The sequence below is a fragment of the Sporosarcina beigongshangi genome (assembly GCF_033485195.1).
GTDB lineage: Bacteria > Bacillota > Bacilli > Bacillales_A > Planococcaceae > Sporosarcina > Sporosarcina beigongshangi.
The window spans coordinates 1-18,698 of sequence record NZ_JAWLIR010000028.1 but is presented as its reverse complement, the minus strand read 5'-3'; the positions used below and the strand labels follow the sequence as shown (position 1 = coordinate 18,698).

At 42.6% G+C, this 18,698-nt stretch carries 18 protein-coding genes and 1 riboswitch; of the genes, 3 read left to right on the top strand and 15 right to left on the bottom strand.

Annotated elements, in window-relative coordinates:
- The first annotated feature begins 46 nt into the window (after positions 1-46).
- Positions 47-739: a class I SAM-dependent methyltransferase gene (locus R2B77_RS12710; RefSeq protein ID WP_203248530.1), complete on the top strand. Its 693-nt coding sequence runs from the start codon at positions 47-49 to the stop codon at positions 737-739.
- A 173-nt stretch (positions 740-912) separates the two neighbouring features.
- On the opposite strand, the gene R2B77_RS12705 is transcribed toward R2B77_RS12710, so the two are convergent.
- The 3 genes from R2B77_RS12705 to R2B77_RS12695 all read right to left on the bottom strand — a co-directional run bounded on the left by R2B77_RS12705 (position 913) and on the right by R2B77_RS12695 (position 3,655).
- On the bottom strand, positions 913-1,620 hold the full coding sequence (locus R2B77_RS12705; protein ID WP_203248529.1) for an ABC transporter permease: 708 nt from the start codon (positions 1,618-1,620) through the stop codon (positions 913-915).
- Complete coding sequence (locus R2B77_RS12700) at positions 1,617-2,465, bottom strand: ABC transporter ATP-binding protein (RefSeq protein WP_203248528.1); 849 nt, start codon at positions 2,463-2,465, stop codon at positions 1,617-1,619. Before R2B77_RS12700 ends, R2B77_RS12705 begins: the two co-directional genes overlap by 4 nt.
- Positions 2,466-2,584: 119 nt before the next feature.
- A complete protein-coding gene (locus R2B77_RS12695; protein ID WP_203248527.1) occupies positions 2,585-3,655 on the bottom strand; it encodes a LytTR family transcriptional regulator DNA-binding domain-containing protein in 1,071 nt (356 codons plus the stop codon).
- 418 nt (positions 3,656-4,073) lie between these two features.
- On the opposite strand from R2B77_RS12695, the gene R2B77_RS12690 reads away from it, so the two are divergent.
- Positions 4,074-4,811 carry a hypothetical protein gene (locus R2B77_RS12690; RefSeq protein WP_203248526.1) on the top strand — a complete coding sequence of 246 codons (738 nt, stop codon included), beginning with the start codon at positions 4,074-4,076 and terminating at the stop codon, positions 4,809-4,811.
- Positions 4,812-4,964: 153 nt separating this feature from the next.
- On the opposite strand, the gene purD is transcribed toward R2B77_RS12690, so the two are convergent.
- The 12 genes from purD to R2B77_RS12630 form a co-directional block, all read right to left on the bottom strand.
- Complete coding sequence (purD, locus tag R2B77_RS12685) at positions 4,965-6,224, bottom strand: phosphoribosylamine--glycine ligase (RefSeq protein ID WP_203248525.1); 1,260 nt, start codon at positions 6,222-6,224, stop codon at positions 4,965-4,967.
- Between the two features lie 12 nt (positions 6,225-6,236).
- A complete protein-coding gene (gene purH / locus R2B77_RS12680; RefSeq protein ID WP_322555717.1) occupies positions 6,237-7,772 on the bottom strand; it encodes a bifunctional phosphoribosylaminoimidazolecarboxamide formyltransferase/IMP cyclohydrolase in 1,536 nt (511 codons plus the stop codon).
- A gap of 171 nt (positions 7,773-7,943) precedes the next feature.
- Entirely contained in the window at positions 7,944-8,516 is a 573-nt protein-coding gene (gene purN / locus R2B77_RS12675; protein ID WP_203248524.1) for a phosphoribosylglycinamide formyltransferase, read from the bottom strand.
- A complete protein-coding gene (purM, locus tag R2B77_RS12670; protein ID WP_203248523.1) occupies positions 8,513-9,571 on the bottom strand; it encodes a phosphoribosylformylglycinamidine cyclo-ligase in 1,059 nt (352 codons plus the stop codon). Before purM ends, purN begins: the two co-directional genes overlap by 4 nt.
- Positions 9,572-9,586: 15 nt before the next feature.
- Positions 9,587-11,011: an amidophosphoribosyltransferase gene (purF, locus tag R2B77_RS12665; RefSeq protein ID WP_203248522.1), complete on the bottom strand. Its 1,425-nt coding sequence runs from the start codon at positions 11,009-11,011 to the stop codon at positions 9,587-9,589.
- Positions 10,987-13,215 (bottom strand): phosphoribosylformylglycinamidine synthase subunit PurL, encoded by a 2,229-nt coding sequence (purL, locus tag R2B77_RS12660; protein WP_203248521.1) that lies wholly within the window; start codon positions 13,213-13,215, stop codon positions 10,987-10,989. Before purL ends, purF begins: the two co-directional genes overlap by 25 nt.
- Complete coding sequence (gene purQ, locus R2B77_RS12655; protein ID WP_203248520.1) at positions 13,199-13,885, bottom strand: phosphoribosylformylglycinamidine synthase subunit PurQ; 687 nt, start codon at positions 13,883-13,885, stop codon at positions 13,199-13,201. The genes purL and purQ overlap by 17 nt, the downstream gene beginning before the upstream one ends.
- On the bottom strand, positions 13,882-14,136 hold the full coding sequence (gene purS, locus R2B77_RS12650; RefSeq protein ID WP_203248519.1) for a phosphoribosylformylglycinamidine synthase subunit PurS: 255 nt from the start codon (positions 14,134-14,136) through the stop codon (positions 13,882-13,884). The genes purQ and purS overlap by 4 nt, the downstream gene beginning before the upstream one ends.
- A gap of 153 nt (positions 14,137-14,289) precedes the next feature.
- Positions 14,290-15,408: a 5-(carboxyamino)imidazole ribonucleotide synthase gene (gene purK / locus R2B77_RS12645; RefSeq protein WP_203248518.1), complete on the bottom strand. Its 1,119-nt coding sequence runs from the start codon at positions 15,406-15,408 to the stop codon at positions 14,290-14,292.
- Positions 15,405-15,893: a 5-(carboxyamino)imidazole ribonucleotide mutase gene (gene purE / locus R2B77_RS12640; RefSeq protein WP_203248517.1), complete on the bottom strand. Its 489-nt coding sequence runs from the start codon at positions 15,891-15,893 to the stop codon at positions 15,405-15,407. Before purE ends, purK begins: the two co-directional genes overlap by 4 nt.
- Positions 15,894-16,179: 286 nt before the next feature.
- A riboswitch (purine riboswitch) is annotated at positions 16,180-16,279 on the bottom strand.
- Positions 16,280-16,371: 92 nt separating this feature from the next.
- Complete coding sequence (locus tag R2B77_RS12635) at positions 16,372-16,557, bottom strand: NETI motif-containing protein (protein WP_203248516.1); 186 nt, start codon at positions 16,555-16,557, stop codon at positions 16,372-16,374.
- The gene (locus R2B77_RS12630; RefSeq protein ID WP_322555716.1) at positions 16,554-17,081 is read right to left on the bottom strand and encodes a DUF2179 domain-containing protein; all 528 of its coding nucleotides are present in this window, start codon (positions 17,079-17,081) and stop codon (positions 16,554-16,556) included. Before R2B77_RS12630 ends, R2B77_RS12635 begins: the two co-directional genes overlap by 4 nt.
- An 874-nt stretch (positions 17,082-17,955) precedes the next feature.
- On the opposite strand from R2B77_RS12630, the gene R2B77_RS12625 reads away from it, so the two are divergent.
- Entirely contained in the window at positions 17,956-18,528 is a 573-nt protein-coding gene (locus R2B77_RS12625) for a dihydrofolate reductase family protein (protein WP_203248514.1), read from the top strand.
- The last annotated feature ends 170 nt before the right edge of the window (positions 18,529-18,698 follow it).

Genomic DNA, 18,698 nt, shown 5'->3' with positions numbered 1-18,698 from the left:
ACGAAATGAAAGTAAGACACTACTACAACCGATTGGATTTGATCATATGACTGATAAAATGGAATTCGATAAAGAAATGGCTGCGGAGTATGACAAAGGAGTGCGCAGGACATTGCCTACCTATGATTCTATGTTCAAGCTTGTGCAGACTTATATCCGGGCAAATACAGCACAGCAAGCAAATGTCTTAATCATTGGAGCGGGTGGTGGTACTGAACTCGCAACATTAGGACCTGCAAATCCCGACTGGACATTTACGGCAGTAGATCCTGCGCCACCCATGCTCGATTTCGCGCGGATGAAAGCGCAGGATTTAGAGATAACGGAACGTGTGAAATTTATTGAAGGAACTGTTGATGATGTAGAGGATGGGATATTGTTCGGGGCAGCAACCTGTATGCTCGTCCTGCATTTTATTGCAGAGATGGATGAGAAGCTTAAGTTATTGAAGAAAATTCGACTCCATTTAGCGCCCGGTGCACCATTCGTGATGGCGACCATGTACGGCAATCCAAATGATCCTGCATTCGATGAGTTGTTTGCACTTTGGAAGGCGTATTGGCTTGACGCAACTAAATTGACCGAGGCTGAAGTAGATGACATGGAGAAAGTCGTCCGCACGCTATCCTTCATTTCTGAAGAAGACATTGTCGGTTTGCTCAGAGAAGCCGGATTTGGTAGCATCGCCAAGTTCTTCACGACGAATATGTTTGGCGGTTGGATTTGTAGGGCTGAATAAACAGGGCAATTCCATTGAAACCACTTCGGCGCTAGGGGATGCCTCCCGCCATAAGCCAGACAGCTTCGCCGTCAGTCTTATGGCTTCGGCTATCCCTTATCAGGCGCCTTCGCCCAGTTTGAGATAGTGTTAATTAACCAATGAATCCTAGGCCCTGTCACCCCATGGAGAAATCAATCCATCTTACGTTTCTTAAAAACAACTGCTGTCAATGCAAAAACGGCGATAATCCAAAGTGCAATGATGCCGAAATTCAACCACACTCCACTAAGTCCGACTCCACTTTCAATCTTGACTGCAACGTCCATCAGTTGCATATTTGGCGTGTAGTCTATCACCTTCAAAATTGGATATTTTTCTGCAAACATCGTAAACATGGAGCCAAAGCCGAATACAAACATAAATGGCAAAATAATTACGGATGCTTCCATAACGGATTTAGCTAGCAAGCCAAGAAGCGTACCCAAACCAATGAAAAAGAATGAACTGAATAGAATTGCGATGGCTATTACAACAAAATGCTCTGGTCGGTAGTCCGTTAAAAAGGCACCGATTACAATGATAAGCATCGTCGCTATTAAGCTTAATAAACTTTTCCCACCGAGTATTTCCACAGTCGAGGCAGGTGACAGCATTAAGCCACGAAGCGTGTTCTTCTCTTTCTCTTCAGCAATTAAACTGCATTGAACAAATGACCCAACAGTAATCATTGAAAAGTTAATGACCATATAATGCACTTCAATTGATACATCACCCATCTTGCCGAAAAAAAATGCAAGGATTAGTGGCATAATCGCCGTTATCGAAACCGCGGAGTTTCTTGAAATATCCTTAAAGTCTTTCTGTAAAATCGCATTTACCCGTTTCATTGAAAAAGTCATGATAATTTCCTCCCTGTCACTTCGACGAAAATATCGCCTAATGTTGGTTCGTTTGAATGAATGGCAACCACTTGATTGGATGACATATAGTTGAATAGTTGTTGAGCATCCTCCGCAGTACTCTTCAATACTACTTTTTCAGCGTTTTTCAACTCGACAGTCATCGTAGCATCTGAATAGCGCTTTCTTAACGCCCCTGGCTCATCCATCAGTCTAATTTGTCCTTTGTTTAAAAATGCAACCCGATCACACAGTAATTCAGCTTCATTCATATCATGTGTCGTTAGGAAAATCGTCGTTCCGCGCGCCTGCAATGCACGAAGCCCTGCGTGAATATGCTGCGAGTTAACTGGATCAAGCGCGGACGTCGGCTCATCGAGAAAAAGTAGCTCTGGTTCATGTAATAGCGTTCGGGCCAGTGTCACACGCTGCAACATCCCTTTTGACAACTTCGAAACGGATTTCTTCGCTTCATTTGTTAGATTAACAAGCGCTAACACGTCGGCAATCCGTCGTTCCGGTACTTCATACAGTACACAATAGAGCTTTAAGTTATCGTAAATGGATAGCCTGCTGTACAGCCCACTGTTGTCTGTCAGTACCCCGATTTTCTTTCTTGAGCTCCCCTTTTTCATCCCTGAAACTGGTTCTCCGAAGACGGTTGCTTTTCCACTCGTCTGGTTTAATTGACCCGTCAATATTTTAATCGTTGTTGTTTTCCCCGAACCACTCGGACCAAGAAAGCCAAATATCTCTCCCTTTTTGACGTGGAAATTGACGTCTTCAAGTGCCGTTTGATTCGCAAACACTTTCTCCAATGATTGAACTTCGATGATATTTTCCATTGTTCTCCCCCTGAATTATGCAAGTTGTTGTTTTGTTACTGCACCTTCAGATTAAGCCGTTTTCGATGGAAATACAGCATATTTACCGTGAAAAGAGCCTTTTTGGGGGTGAATGGAGCTTATTTCAGGCCCAACATCACTTTTAATTCGGCCATTTTCGTTTTTGACAATGGAATATTCGACTTTTTTTCATCGTCTAAAATAAGACTGTAGCTGTTCCGTGTCCATGTAATGACTTCACGGACTTTTTGCAGATTGACGATATAGGAACGGTGACAGCGGAAAAACCCGAAATGCTGGAGACGCTCTTCAAGCTCATTCATCGTAAACATTGTCGGGAATCCTTCTCCCTTAATATGTAAATAGGACTGACCATCATTACTTTCAATATAATCAATTTCAGGCGGATCAAAGAGCACAATTTTTTCATTAACCTTCGTTGGGATTTTTTCAAAACGAACCGGTTGAATTTCTGGTTTGTCGATTTCATCTGCTACAGGTACTTCTTCTTCGAATGAATCGATTTCAGCCTGCTCTGCCACCTGGATTTCGTGCAAGCCGCCGTCATCTAACTTATACACTTTATCTGCCAAAGTAACCGCGCTCTCCATATTCCCTGTCAAAATAAGAACACTCTTACCTTTCATGCGAAACTCCTCCAGCATGATCATCAATACCCGTTGTGTTTCAATATCGATGTTTTGATCAGGTTCCTCAAAGATCAGCTGATCAGGGTTTTGAATGAGCAACTTCGCAAATCGAACCCGTTGTTGTTCTGAATAAGATAATTTCTTTGTCCTAACATGTCGTTTCTCTTCCAGATGAACCCTATTTAAAATGTCATTCATAGGGATCGCTGTATCGTAAATCTTCTGATAGAAAAGAAGATGATCGGCTACAGTCAATCTCTCGTATAGCTCATCGTTTAATAACGAAAAACCAACCCTCATACTATCCACGTTTGAAATCGGTCTCTGTCCGATAGATATATCACCATTTGAAATAGGCATCCGCCCTGTTAGCATGTGTAAAAGCGTATGCCGCACATTCAAACTGGAGTGGATTGCAGTCACTTGGCTACTCTTTATCTGTAAATTGAATGCAGGAAATACAAGTGTATCTTTCAACCTTTTTTCCACATTCGTAAATCGTAAACTCATCGGCTCTTCACCTTTCCATTCAATCGTCATTTTTATAGTCCATACCCTCTTAAATGGTATTCGGGGGTATGTGAAAGATTCGTTTTTATGGATTACCAATACTTTCATATATCAAAAATTATAACATGACTAGATTTGGGTGATAACAAAGGAAGCTAACCCGAAAAGTGATAGGTACCCTTTTCATGTTATTTTTTCAATTTCACGTTGAAGGTAAATTTCGTTATGATTACCGACGTTCATAATATGAGCCGATTAATGAGCAATCCAATTATCCCTTACTAAATTATTCGTATGGTAAGTTTAAAAGCCCTTTCACTTTTAAGAAACTTACATATTATGAAGTATCATTAGTTCTTGTCCAATTAACCCCCGAACTACTTTCAATGAGTTTTCGGGAGGTTTTTTTAGAACCAATGAAAACGAATAAGGAAGGAGGTGATACATTATGAGTAAATACAGAAAAAATAATTATGATTACGATGACGATTGTGATTATTGTAGGAGTGATTTAGGACAACTTCAAGCCCAACTAGAACTCCAACAACAAACACAAGAACAACTTCAAGCTCAATTACAGCGACAACAACAAACGCAAGAGCAACTTCAACTTCAGGTTCAAGCTCAAGCTCAAATTCAGGCCCAGGGACAAGCTCAAACTGATACAGATACTAGCTCATTCACTAATATTGGAAACCCGACACAAACAGTCAATGTGAATCTTGCAGAATTAGGTGGACGAGCTGAAGCCGGAAAGTTAGTGGAATTTGCTTTTGATACCCAAAATTCTACTGATTCCCTTCCCGTTATTGCTACTTTACTTTTGAATACCCCTACCATTGTCGCAGATGTAACATTAAATGGTTTAGCAGCTGGAAATTTAGTTTGGTTGAATGGGATATTTCATTTATCTAATGAAACTACTAGTGCAAGTATCGCAAGGATTAAAATTTACAAAGATAGTATCGTCCCAGCTAATATTATCTATAATACCTTAGTTGAAATTGACAGTGCTTTTACAAACGATGATGATTTCAATCAAATTATGACAGTAATGCATGTTGACTCAGCAACTACAAATAAAGCGAATGCAAAATACTTTTTAACTGCAGAAAGAATAAATGCCGGTGCAAATATTGTTCTCAGCGGACCAATTACCTTTACTGCAGCAGAAATTAAAGGGTAAATCATTACTCACTGTAAGGGGTATGCTGCATATCCCCTTACAAACTCTTAGTTTCCTTCAATAGAGATCTTCACTACGAAGGGGACAAATTATAACTTCAAAAAATGAAAAATAGCCTTCAAAACCATCTTTCGATGAGTTTGAAGGCTATTGTCATTCAAACGTACGCCATCCGATATCTGTTCGATAGAAGAAACCATTCCATTCGAGACCAGACAAGCCTTTGTATACTTTTTCTTGAGCTTCTTTCAATGAATCTGCCTGCGCGGTTACTAGAAGGACACGGCCGCTGTTGCCGACAAAGCCAGTGCCTTCCGCTTTCGTGCCTGCATGGAAAACATCCAAGCCTTGTGCCGCCAAACCATCAAGTTCAGGCAATGCCACACCTTTAACAAGATCGCCTGGATAACCATCCGCCGCAATAACAACGCCTAACATCGCTTCGTCATGCCACTGGAGATTATACGGTTTGCTGTCCATCAACGCCGCCATGAACTCACCAAAGTCAGATGCCATGCGTGGCAAAACGACTTGTGTTTCCGGATCACCAAAACGCGCGTTGAATTCAATCACTTTTGGTCCTTTATCTGTCAGGATTAGCCCTGCATATAAAATTCCCGTAAACGGAGTTCCTTCTGCTGCCATCGCTTCCACCGTTGGAACAACCACTTTATCATAAGCCTCTTGCACAACTGCGTCTGAAATTTGTGGAACAGGTGAATATGCACCCATGCCGCCTGTATTCGGTCCTTTGTCGCCGTCATAAGCGCGCTTATGATCTTGTGCAATGACCATTGGGTAAATCTGTCCTTCATGGACAAATGACATGTATGAGAATTCTTCACCATCCAAAAATTCCTCAATGACAACACGAGACGATGATTCACCAAACTTCTGGTTACCAATCATATCGTCTACTGCTTCGAGCGCTTCGTCCAACGTCATCGCAACGATAACACCTTTTCCAGCCGCAAGACCGTCCGCCTTGACGACAATTGGTGCGCCATTTTCACGAATAAACGCCTTCGCATCTTCTGCATCCGTAAACGTTCCGTAGCCAGCTGTTGGAATATCATACTTTGCCATTAGCTCTTTGGCGAATGATTTACTACCTTCGATAAGCGCGGCAGCCTTCGTCGGACCAAATGCTTTCAAGCCATGTTCAGCAAAGAAATCAACGATTCCTTCCCCAAGCGGTTGTTCAGGACCGACAAATGTTAGATCCACATGATTTTCTTTCGCGAATGAAACAAGTGCTGCGAAATCCAACGCATCAATGTCTACGCATTGCGCATCATTTTTCATACCATCATTGCCAGGTGCTACAAATACTTTTTGAACTGAAGGGGAGACATTGAACTGCCTAGCAATCGCGTGCTCACGCCCACCACTCCCGATAACGAGTATATTCAATTCATTTCCTCCTCAATGTTTGAAATGACGGACGCCTGTAAATACCATCGTAATACCATATTCATTGGCTTTTTTGATGGAATCTTCGTCTTTCACGGATCCACCTGGTTGGATAATCGCCGTAATGCCCGCTTTTGCCGCTGCTTCGACCGTATCATCCATTGGGAAAAATGCATCCGATGCAAGTGCTGCACCTTTCGCACGTTCGCCGGCTTGTGTAAGCGCAATATTCGCCGCGCCAACACGGTTCATTTGCCCAGCACCCACACCAAGTGTCATATGGTCGTCTGTTACAACAATGGCATTCGACTTGACGTGTTTGACAACAGCCCAGCCCAATTTCATTGCTTGCCATTCTTCTTCTGTTGGCTCACGGTCTGTTGCAACTTTGATGTCTGCATCCGCAAAACCATAAGCATCCGGCTCTTGCATTAGCAATCCACCTTCAACAGAAACTGTATTCCATTGGTCTTTTTTGTTTTGATCAAATGAAATCGTCATTAAGCGAATGTTTTTCTTCTGTGTCAAGATGTCAATTGCCTCTTCTGTGAAAGCAGGTGCAATGATAATTTCAAGGAAGATGCCCGATAATTTTTCAGCAGTTGCCGCATCTACTTCACGGTTTAAGGCGATGATACCGCCGAAGATAGATGTCGAGTCTGCTTCATAGGCTTTATTAAACGCATCAAAAATCGTTTCACCTGTTCCAACGCCACAAGGATTCATATGCTTCACAGCGACAGCAGCTGGACCTTCGAATTCTTTGACGATTTGAATCGCTGCGTTCGCATCTTGGATATTGTTATACGATAACTCTTTACCATGCAGTTGTTGTGCATAGGCAATTGAGAAATCAGAACCAAGTGGACGACTATAAAATGCCGCTTTTTGGTGTGGATTTTCGCCATAACGTAGTGGCTGTTTCAGTTCGTATGTGTATGTGACTTGCTCTGGGAATTCCTCACCAGCAAGGTCTGTTAAGTAACCTGAAATCAGTGCATCGTATGCCGCTGTGTGACGGAATACTTTTGCCGCAAGACGTCTGCGTGTTGCAAGTGTTGTTTGGCCGTCTGCTGTTAGTTCAGCAATGACTTGCTCATAGTCTGTTGCATCAACGATTACTGTCACGTATGCATGGTTTTTCGCAGAAGCACGAAGCATAGCTGGTCCGCCGATATCAATGTTTTCGATAGCATCATCAGTTGACACATCGGGTTTTGAAATCGTTTCTTTGAACGGATACAAGTTGACACAAACGATGTCAATTGGCTGAATGCCGTGTTCTTCCATTTGTGCGATGTGTGACGGGTCGTCTTGTTTCGCAAGCAGTCCGCCATGAATCATCGGATTGAGTGTTTTCACGCGGCCTTCCATGATTTCAGGGAAGCCGGTCACTGCGTCAACAGCTGTGACCGCAATGCCATTTTCTGCGAGATGCTTCATTGTGCCGCCAGTAGATAGTAGCTCATAGCCTAGACCTTCCAATACTTTTGCAAATTCCAAAATACCACTTTTGTCTGATACGCTAAGCAGTGCACGTTTTTTCACGAATAAACCCTCCATTTTTGGTAGTACTAACATCAATGTTTACTTAATAAGTTGAACTGAACTATTTATGACCGCCACGAGATGCGTTATGCTCGCCACGAATGTCATTATGACCGCCATGGACCGTGTTATGACCGCCTTAACCTTTTTATAAGAAAAGCCGGTAAAAAGTTACCGGCTAAACAGGCTATTTAATGTTTCTTTATACAGATCGTGTTCTACAGCATGAATCGCTTCTGCTGTTTTATTAACATCGCCATCGGCTACATTGACAGCACGTTGCGCCAATATCTTCCCTGTGTCCATTCCTTCATCAACAAGGTGAACTGTGACGCCTGTTACTTTGACGCCATGCTCGACTGCTTGTTCAATGGCATCGATTCCTGGGAACGATGGCAGTAGGGACGGATGAATATTGACGATGTTGGTAGGATACGCCTCTAGCAAGGGTTGACCAATGAGGCGCATATAGCCTGCCAAGACAAGCCATTCCACTCCAGCCTCACGAAGTGCTTCAAGGATCGCTTCTTCGTATGTATCTTTTGAGTTAAATTCCTTTGAACGAAATGCTGCGACTGGGATGCCTGCTTGTTTAGCGCGTTCGACGACATAGGCTTCGGGCTTATTCGTCACCATTAGGACGATTTCAGCATTCAGCTCACCGAGTTGACAGGCTTCTGCAATGGCAGCAAAATTACTGCCGCTTCCAGATGCGAAAACGGCAATTTTTATTTTACGAGTCATTTGGCAAGACTTCCGTCATGTTCGCCTATGAATGTAACACCTTCACCAGCTACGACACGTCCAATTTTGTACGCTTTTTCACCATGCTGTTCGGCAATGGCTATCGCACGTTCTGCTTGATCAGCTGGAAGTGCAACGGCAAAGCCAACACCCATATTGAAGACGCTGTACAAGTCTTTATCCAACAGGTCGCCTTTTTCTTTCAGCATATTGAATACTGGAAGCACTGGCCATGAACCAAGGTCAATTTCTGTTCCAAATCCATCAGCAAACATACGTGGCAAGTTTTCAAAGAATCCTCCGCCTGTAATATGACCCATCGAATGGATGTCTAATTCCTGGTGCATTTGTAGAACAGGCTTGGCATAGATTTTCGTCGGCTCAAGAAGTGCATCGCCAACTGTTCCAAGATCCTCGTAGCCATCGATAACACCATCAATCGCATAGCCATTATCTTCAAGAACAATTTTACGGACCAAAGAATAACCGTTAGAATGAATACCACTTGAAGCAATTCCAACAATCACATCGCCAGCAACGACTTTCTCGCCTGTGACAATCTTGCTCTTTTCACATGCACCAACTGCAAAGCCGGCTAAATCGTATTCATCGACTTCATAAAGACCTGGCATTTCTGCCGTTTCTCCGCCGATTAATGCTGCACCAGATTGAACACAGCCATCCGCAATTCCTTTAACAATCGCTTCAACCTTTGCAGGTACAGCTTTGCCAAGCGCAATATAATCAAGGAAGTAAAGTGGCTCTGCACCTTGTGCAACAATGTCATTGACACACATAGCCACACAGTCAATACCGATTGTGTCGTGCTTATCTGCCATAAATGCCAGCTTCAACTTTGTTCCGACACCATCTGTACCTGAAATCAGAACTGGCTCTTTGTAATCGAGCGCAGAAAGATCGAACATACCGCCAAAACCGCCAAACGTTCCTGCAACACCTTTACGAGCAGTACGTGCAACATGTGACTTCATCCGTTCAACTGACTCATAGCCAGCTTCAATATTTACCCCTGCACTTTCATATGCCTTCGACATGCAAAAGCCTCCCTATCAAACGATTTCTTTTTTATGCGGTAGAACTGTATCTGAATAGATTTCTGTCGGATATTCTCCCGTGAAACAAGCCAGGCATTGCCCACAATTTTTCATACTATCTGAACGCCCAATTGCTTTCAACATGCCCTCAGGCGACAAAAATGTTAATGAATCAGCTTCAATAAGCTCGCGAATTTCCTCAACCGTCCGATCCGTCGCAATCAATTCTGAATCGGTACTAATATCTACGCCATAGAAACATGGGTAAACAAGTGGAGGTGAAGCACTGACAAGATGAACTTCTGTTGCCCCTGCCTCTTTCAGCATCCTCACAATACGTTTAGACGTCGTCCCACGAACAATCGAATCATCCACTACGATAACTCTTTTTCCTTTGACAACTTGTTGCACTGGAGACAGTTTCATTTTAACACCTTGTTCACGTAATTCCTGGGAAGGTTGGATGAATGTACGGCCAACATAACGGCTTTTAATAAGCCCTAGCTCGTAAGGTATGCCACTTTCCTCTGAGAATCCAATAGCTGCCGAAATACTTGAATCCGGTACACCTGTGACAACATCCGCTTCAATATGCGCCATTTCACGTGCCAGCTGTTTACCACAACGCTTGCGTGCCATATGAATATTAATGCCATCGATATCCGAATCAGGACGCGCAAAATAGACATATTCCATAGAACACATTGCGGAATCCCCTGCTGGTGCAAAACGCTCAGAGTGAAGTCCTTTATCATTAATGATAATCAGTTCGCCTGGTTCAACCGAACGAACACATTCTGCACCGATGATATCGAACGCACATGTTTCAGACGCCACAACCCAAGCATTACCCATTTTCCCAAGAGATAATGGACGTAAACCATTCGGATCCTGCGCTACCATCAGTCCATCATCAGTTAAAATAACAAAGGCAAAAGCCCCTTTTAACATTGCCAATGCTTTTTTCACTCGATCGCGCTGGTTTAAAGAACCACTACTTTTTTTGATTAAATGTGCAAGCACTTCTGTATCTGAATTAGTCTGAAAAATACTACCTTGACGTTCAAGATGCTCACGCAATTCAACCGCATTGACAATGTTTCCGTTGTGAGCAACGGATAGACTGCCCGTCGTTGAACGGAAAACAAGTGGCTGAACATTTTCAATGCCACGGCCATTTTCCGATGAATAACGTACTTGCCCAATGGCAGCATTACCTTTTAAGTTTTCAATCTCATTACCCGAAAATACATCGTTGACAAGACCCTCGCCTTTAATGACATGTAACTTTTTACCGTCTTTCGTTACAATCCCGGCACCTTCTTGCCCACGGTGCTGTAATGCGTGCAGACCATAATAACTGATCTGCGCCGCATCTACATGACCCCAAATGCCAAACACACCGCACTCTTCGTTTAGGCCTCTGAGTTCAGCAAGCATTGGATAGCCCCTTTCCAAGCAGAACGGAATTCTTCAACCGCACCGTCAATTAACACACCATTTTCACCATTTATAACAAGTCGATCTCCAGCTGTAACTACTCCGACCTTAATTGAATCTGCTACAGCCGCTTCAAATGCTGCTGTATTTTCTTCTTTAACAGTGACAAGGAAACGAGATTGCGTTTCACTGAACAATGCCGTAACAGCAGATCCTGCAACTGTTACTTCTGCGCCAAGACCTTCTGCATCGAACGCTTTTTCGCAAAGCGCAATGGCAAAGCCGCCTTCAGATAAATCTGTTGCAGATTGAACAAGTCCTTCTTGAATCGCTGTCAACACTGCGTTTTGACGGGCCGCTTCAACGTCAAGATTAATTGCCGGTGCTTGACCAGAAATCGTACCATCCACCATCTGTTGAAGTTCACTGCCTCCAAAATCAAGTCCTGCTTCGCCAATCACATAAATTGCGTCGCCAGCTTGCTTGAATGCAGTTGTTGTTACTTGTGATAAGTCGTGGACAAGTCCAACCATACCAATCGTTGGTGTCGGATAGATTGGAACACCATTCACTTCATTGGATAAAGAAACATTCCCACTAATAACAGGGGCATTCAACTTAATGCACGCTTCAGAAATACCGTCAGCTGATTTCTCAAGCTGCCAGAATACTTCAGGTTTGTCCGCACTACCAAAGTTTAAGCAATCCGTAATCGCAATCGGTTCTGCACCCGAACAAACAAGATTACGCGCCGCTTCCGCAACTGCAATTTTCCCACCTGTTTCCGGATCAAGGTAAACAAAACGCGAGTTACAATCAGATGTCATCGCAAGCCCTTTATTCGTTCCACTTACACGAATAACCCCTGCCGATGAACCTGGTGCAACGACAGTGTTTGAACGTGCTTGTGTATCGAATTGATTATAAACCCATTCTTTAGAAGCAATCGTCGGACGTTGCAATAAGTCTTTCAATGTTGCCTGCAAATCCCTAACCACAGGTTCTGTTATTTCCTGCGCTTGGAACGCTCTAAAGTAAGCAGGCTCCTCAGATTTTTTATGATAAACGGGTGCATCCTCAGCCAGTGCATCAGCTGATACTTCCGCAACGACTTCACCTTTATGAAGTAAACGTAGCATTTTGTCATCCGTTACTGTCCCGATTGACACAGCTTCAACGCTATATTTCGCAAAAAGGTCCGTCACTTCTTGTTCGCGGCCTTTTTTAACAACAATTAACATACGCTCCTGTGATTCTGACAGCATCATTTCATAAGCCGTCATGCCTTCTTCACGTTGTGGCACCAAATCAAGATTCAACTCAACGCCATAACCCGCTTTGGATGCCATTTCAGCCGCTGACGAAGTAAGTCCCGCCGCACCCATATCTTGAATTCCGATCAAAGCATCTGATTTAACAAGCTCAAGACAAGCCTCCATGACAAGCTTCTCAAGGTATGGATCCCCTGCTTGCATAACCGGTGGCGCCGTATCTTCACCCACAGCTACTTCAGATGATGACATCGTTGCACCGTGAATACCGTCGCGTCCTGTTGTAGCGCCCGCATACATCACCGTATTCCCTACACCCGAAGCCACACCTTTTTGAATATCTTCATGGTTTAATAAACCAACAGCCATCGCATTGACCAGTGGACGTTTTGAATAGCAGTTATCGAACTGTACTTCGCCCGCAATCGTTGGAATACCAATGATATTGCCGTAACTAGCAATCCCCGCAACCGCCTCTTCGAATAAAAAACGGTCCCGTGCATCTGTTAGATCCCCAAAACGTAATGAGTTAACGAGCGCTACTGGGCGAGATCCCATAGAGAAAACATCACGTAACACTCCACCAGCACCTGTTGCTGCGCCGATAAATGGTTCGATAGCAGACGGTGAGTTATGTGATTCCATTTTGAAAACAACTGCTTGGTTATCACCGATATCTACAATCCCCGCACCTTCACCAGGACCTTGAAGGACGCGTGTTCCTTCAGTTGGGAATTTGCGAAGAACTGGTTTCGAGCTTTTATATGAACAATGTTCAGACCACAGAGCAGAGAACAGACCTGTTTCTGTGTAGTTTGGAAGGCGACCTAACATTTTTGTTGCAAGTTCGAATTCTTCATCGGTCATTCCCATTTGTAGGTATAACTTTTCATCTTTTACTTGCTGTGTGCTTGGTTCATGCTTGGCTGACATTATTTTCACTCCACCTTTTTAAGATTGAATTGAATAGAGGCAATCCGTCTGTACCCCCGATAATTTCCTCAACTGCACGTTCAGGAAGTGGCATCATGCCAAATACATTTCCTTGTTCATTCAACACGCCAGCAATGGCTTCAGTACTACCATCCACATTGCCATCCGCATAGGTAAAGACGATACGGTTATTATTTTTTAGTTCCATTACAGTTTGTTCATCCACATAATAGTTGCCATGTTCATGGGCAAATGGGATGGTAATTTCTTGGCCTTTATCATAATCAGCCGTAAATTTCGAATCCGTATTATGGACTGTCAACTTTGCTTTGCCTGACCTGAATTTCAAACCTTTGTTGCGTAGGAAAGCACCTGGTAGAAGACCTGCTTCCGCAAGAATTTGGAATCCGTTTCCTACACCTAGTACTGGTTTGCCTGACGCCGCAAATGCTTTCAGTCCCTCAATAGCTGGCGAGCTTTGTGCCAGTGCACCTGGACGAAGATAATCGCCATATGATGCGCCACTTGGAATAAGTACCGCGTCATAGTTTTCAAGGTTAGCTTCTGTATGCCAAACATATTGTGCGTCTTTGCCCAATACTTCATTTACCGCATGATACATATCGATGTCACAGCCCGATCCCGGAAATACTAGAATAGCGAACTTCATTTGCCCGCAACCTCCCCGATTTCGTATCGGTAATCTTCGATAACTTTATTGACCAAAAGCTTGTCGCACATTTCTTTGACACGTGCATCGATTTCTGTAACTGAACCCGCTAGTTCAAGTTCAATCAATTTTCCGATGCGGACGTTTTCGACTTCCTGATAACCCATCGTTTGAAGCGCTTCTTTTGCTGCAATTCCTTGTGGATCAACAACACTTTCACGGAGTGTTACGTATACGTTTACTTTCGTCATGTCTTTTTTCCTCCCAAATGGAATTAGATTAGTTGTTCTCTAAAATATTGAAATGTAGATAAGCGACCGTCAATTCATTAATCAGGACGGAGCCGTTTAAAAACTGAATTTATAATCTGCCGAGTTTGATACCCAATCATAAGTATCCCCCTTTTAAGCCCAAATCCCTGTGGATTCAATCTCTTCCAACAGCTTTTCAATATTGTCCGTCATGATCGTCACATGCCCCATTTTCCGATTGTCTTTCGCTTCTGCTTTTCCGTATAAATGGATGGACCAATCAGGATAATTCGTCACAACCTTTTTGAGTGGCGCCACATGTTGACCAAGTACATTCACCATAATAGATGGTGCCCATAGTTTTGGCTCACGAAGCGGCCATCCACAAACAGCACGAATATGCTGATGGAACTGCGAAACATTGCAAGCCTCAATCGAATAATGACCCGAATTATGAGGGCGTGGTGCTAATTCATTAATGACAATAGCATCATTTTCAAGAACAAACATTTCAACTGCCAATGTCCCAACAAGGTCAAGATAATCAGCAATTTTCGTCGCTGCCTCTTCAGCTTGTGCAATGACGTTCTGACCTACTCGTGCAGGCACGATTGATTCGTGTAAGATATGGTTTTTATGAATATTCTCAGCAACAGGTAGGCAATACGATTGGCCTGCTGCGTTACGCTGTATGATGACCGAAATTTCTTTCGTAAACGGCACGAAAGCTTCTGCGATACATGCTGAATGAACAAACAGTGACTCTGCTTCACGTAAATCTTCTTGACGGTCAATCTTAACTTGTCCTTTTCCGTCATAACCACCAAATGCTGTTTTGACGATACATGGGAAGCCTACGTCAGCAATTTTTGTTGTTAACTCCTCAAATGTTTGTGCCGTCACATAGTTAGCAACAGGCGCACCCGATGCAGTAATTTCAGCTTTTTCATTGATTCGGTTCTGTGTAATCCGAACAAGCTCAGCGCCTTGTGGGACATGCGCGATTTGCGTAAGTCTGTTTAAGCCTTCGTAATCTATATTTTCAAATTCATATGTGATCACATCACTGACCTCACCAAGCTCCTCAAGTGCCGCCTCATCGTTATAAGGAGCAACAATTCGAATATCGGCAATTTGGCCACAAGGCGAGTCCATAACAGGATCTAGCACAGCTATTTTAAATCCTGCTTCTTTCGCAGCAAGTCCCATCATTCGACCCAACTGTCCTCCACCAATAATTCCGATTGTCTGTCCCGGTAAAATAGTTTTCATACTAAATCACCGCTACTTTCCAATGCAATATCGCGCATTTGCTGACGACGGTCTTCTAGGCGCTTCATTAAAACAAGATCATTGACACCTAAGAACTGGGCAGCAAGTAGACCCGCATTGGTAGCACCTGCTTTACCGATGGAAACCGTAGCAACTGGCACCCCACCTGGCATTTGAACAATCGATAGTAGAGAATCCATGCCATTCAACGCCTTTGACTGAACCGGTACTCCAATCACGGGAAGTAATGTCTTTGCAGCAACCATTCCTGGTAAGTGAGCTGCCCCACCTGCACCAGCGATGATTACCTGTATTCCGCGTCCTTGGGCTTGCTCTGCATATTCAAACATGAAATCGGGCGTACGATGCGCTGAGACAACCTTCTTCTCGTAAGGTACAGCAAGCTCGTCCAAAATATCACACGCATGTTTCATCGTTTCCCAGTCACTCTTGCTTCCCATAATCACACCGATTTTTGGTTCCACTTATCATCCGCTCCTTTATACTCACAGTTCATTGTTGTTTTACCGTTCAAAAATCAATTACGTCGAGGCGTAATTGCGTCCTGTACGTCGAAGGCTTAATTTGAATCAGCAATTTTTTATACTGAAAGCGAAGCGACAGCTACAGGAACTTCTGCTGATTCAAATTAAAACGTCCTTGAATAAACTGCTCTTCACCACGCGTGAAAAGCAGATTATTCAAGGACGTTAAAATATGCGTCAAGATGATTGCACCCATTGGTACCCACACACCCTTCGCTACGTTTCTTGAAAAGTCGCTTTCCCGCATAGTCCGGGCATTACGGTGCCCTGGTAGAAACACTAAGGCCAATTCCTTAGTATATATGGGGATTCTATTTACTCTACACATTTTATCAAGACTAAGTGCATTCGTCAACGGTAAAATCCGAACAATAATATATTAATTTTTTCCATCGTTCGTCTTTTCATCATTTTCGATTTATGTAAGAACGCCTTTGAATTTGATTAGCTGGCGAACTGGAACGTACTCCCCATTCACTTCCGTAAATAACGGCTCTTCCTTCCTGCCAGCAACCGTATACCCATCGGCAGCCATTCTTTTCAAACAGTCATCAATGCTTTCTTCTTCTCCCACTTCAAACCACACAGTCTTTTTTTGATTCATTTAAACAACTTTCCTTTCCTCACCGTTTTCACCCAGAAGCCACCATGTATCGTTTTTGCTTCGTACGCAATAATAAATGCCTTCGGATCGATTTCCTTAATTACCGTATAAAGCTTTAGTTCATATTTACGTGGCGTTAGAATCTGCATAGCCGATCGATCACCGTCCAAACCATTGGCCGACCAATCCGTCACTCCATACCCCTTTTCCCTTAGTATAACCGGCAATTTCAAATTCTCTTCCGCCGTAATCACATTTACAGTAATGTAACCGAGTGCCATCTTTTCTTCAATCTTCGTTCCTATAATAACGCCGCATCCATAACCAATCGCATAGGCAACTAAGTTTTGAAATTGATTCAGATTATCAAGCACCAAACCAAGACCAACAACATAAATAACAACCTCTACCATGCTAACGGCGGCAGCAATATACCTATACCCTTTCATCGTTAAAATCATGCGCACCGTAAAGAAAGTTACATAGACGATATTAATTGCGAATATAATAAGAACCATTTGCATATCAAAGACCCCCTTCATTACCATTATCGTATCGCTGATAGTGAATGAATTCAAGGAACGCTAATAATAAATGTTGATATTTGCACGTCTGTTGATTAATCATTACCTTGCATAAATCGCAGGCAAATAAAAGCTTAAAAATCACTTTTTTCACTAAGTCGTTTCCGGTTGGCTCTCGGCTAACTATTCACGACATCTTTACCAAGGAGGAATTGCAGTTTATTCCTCCCCCGCGGTGGTTAATGTATCTAGAAATGACTTCGTCATTTCTAGATACATTATTTTCGGTCATCCCGTTGTGAATAGTTGCCTGTCGCGTACCTACACTGTTTAAGGGAAAAACGCAGTTGTTTGAGAAGAAAAGAATAGATGACTTTCTATAGAGGCTGTAAGTGCCCGAAGATGAAATTTCGGGCATTCTTGTACGTTGTACAAGGTATTCTCACTTTACTTTTCAGCAAGTTTTATCAGAAATTGACACTACCTAAAATAACAATGGAAAAGCCCATGGTAAAAGCTTTAGCCGCCAAAATTGTATCTTTGGCGGCCCTCTCCAGTTAAAAAGCCCTCTATTCTCTCGTCCCAAAATACGATTACCGAACAGAATGTGTAGGATGCGACGAAGTCGCATCCTACACATAAAATATCACGGCTATTGTATAGAAGTCGTTCAATCCAGAGCGAGACAAAAGAAAACTTTACACAGAGTACCTAATGTTTGATTAAGTTATTTTTTTGGTTAATCAACAGGCGTGTAATATTTGATACCTCGCCAAATACTTGCTACAATCAAACAGGAACAAATATTCGTAACAGTGTTAAAGTGAACAAGTACTTAGTAACTTGTTTCTGAATGATGAACGGAGGTAGAGTTATGTCAGATAATGTGGGACAAAGAAAAATAATTTTAGATTTAGCGGTAACTTTAGATGGCTTTATTGAAGGGAAAAACGGAGAAGTTGATTGGTGTATTATGGAACCAGATATGGGTTTCACTAATTTCTTGAATCAAATTGATACTATTTTATACGGCAGAAAAAGCTACGATTTATGGGGACGATATATGCCAGAAGCTAAAGATTCAGATACCGAAAAAGAAATTTGGAAATTGGTCCATAGTAAAAAAAAATATGTGTTTTCTAGAACTCAACGAGAAACTGATAACCAAGCAATATTTATCAATGAAAATATCTCCGAGGAAGTTAATAAATTGAAGAATAGCCCAGGTAAGGATATCTGGCTATACGGCGGAGCAAGTCTCATTACAACTTTTATCAATTTAGGACTGGTTGATGAATTTAGATTGTCCGTTCACCCTGTTATTTTAGGAGAAGGAAAACCGATGTTTATTGATATAAAACAGAGATTGAATTTAAAAATGGTTAATACAAGAACGTTCTTCTCTGGTGTTGTACAACTAATTTATCATCGCAATAATAATTTATAATTTTTAGAGATAAATTTATTGCAATAAGAATGGGAAGCCCGTATAACGAGCTTCCCATTCTTATAATAAAATTATCAACATTACATTTTAATAGTTTCTTATTTTTAAACAACAAAAAAAGCCACTACCTATTGGCAATGACCTTGCGCCCGGCGACGTCCTACTCTTGC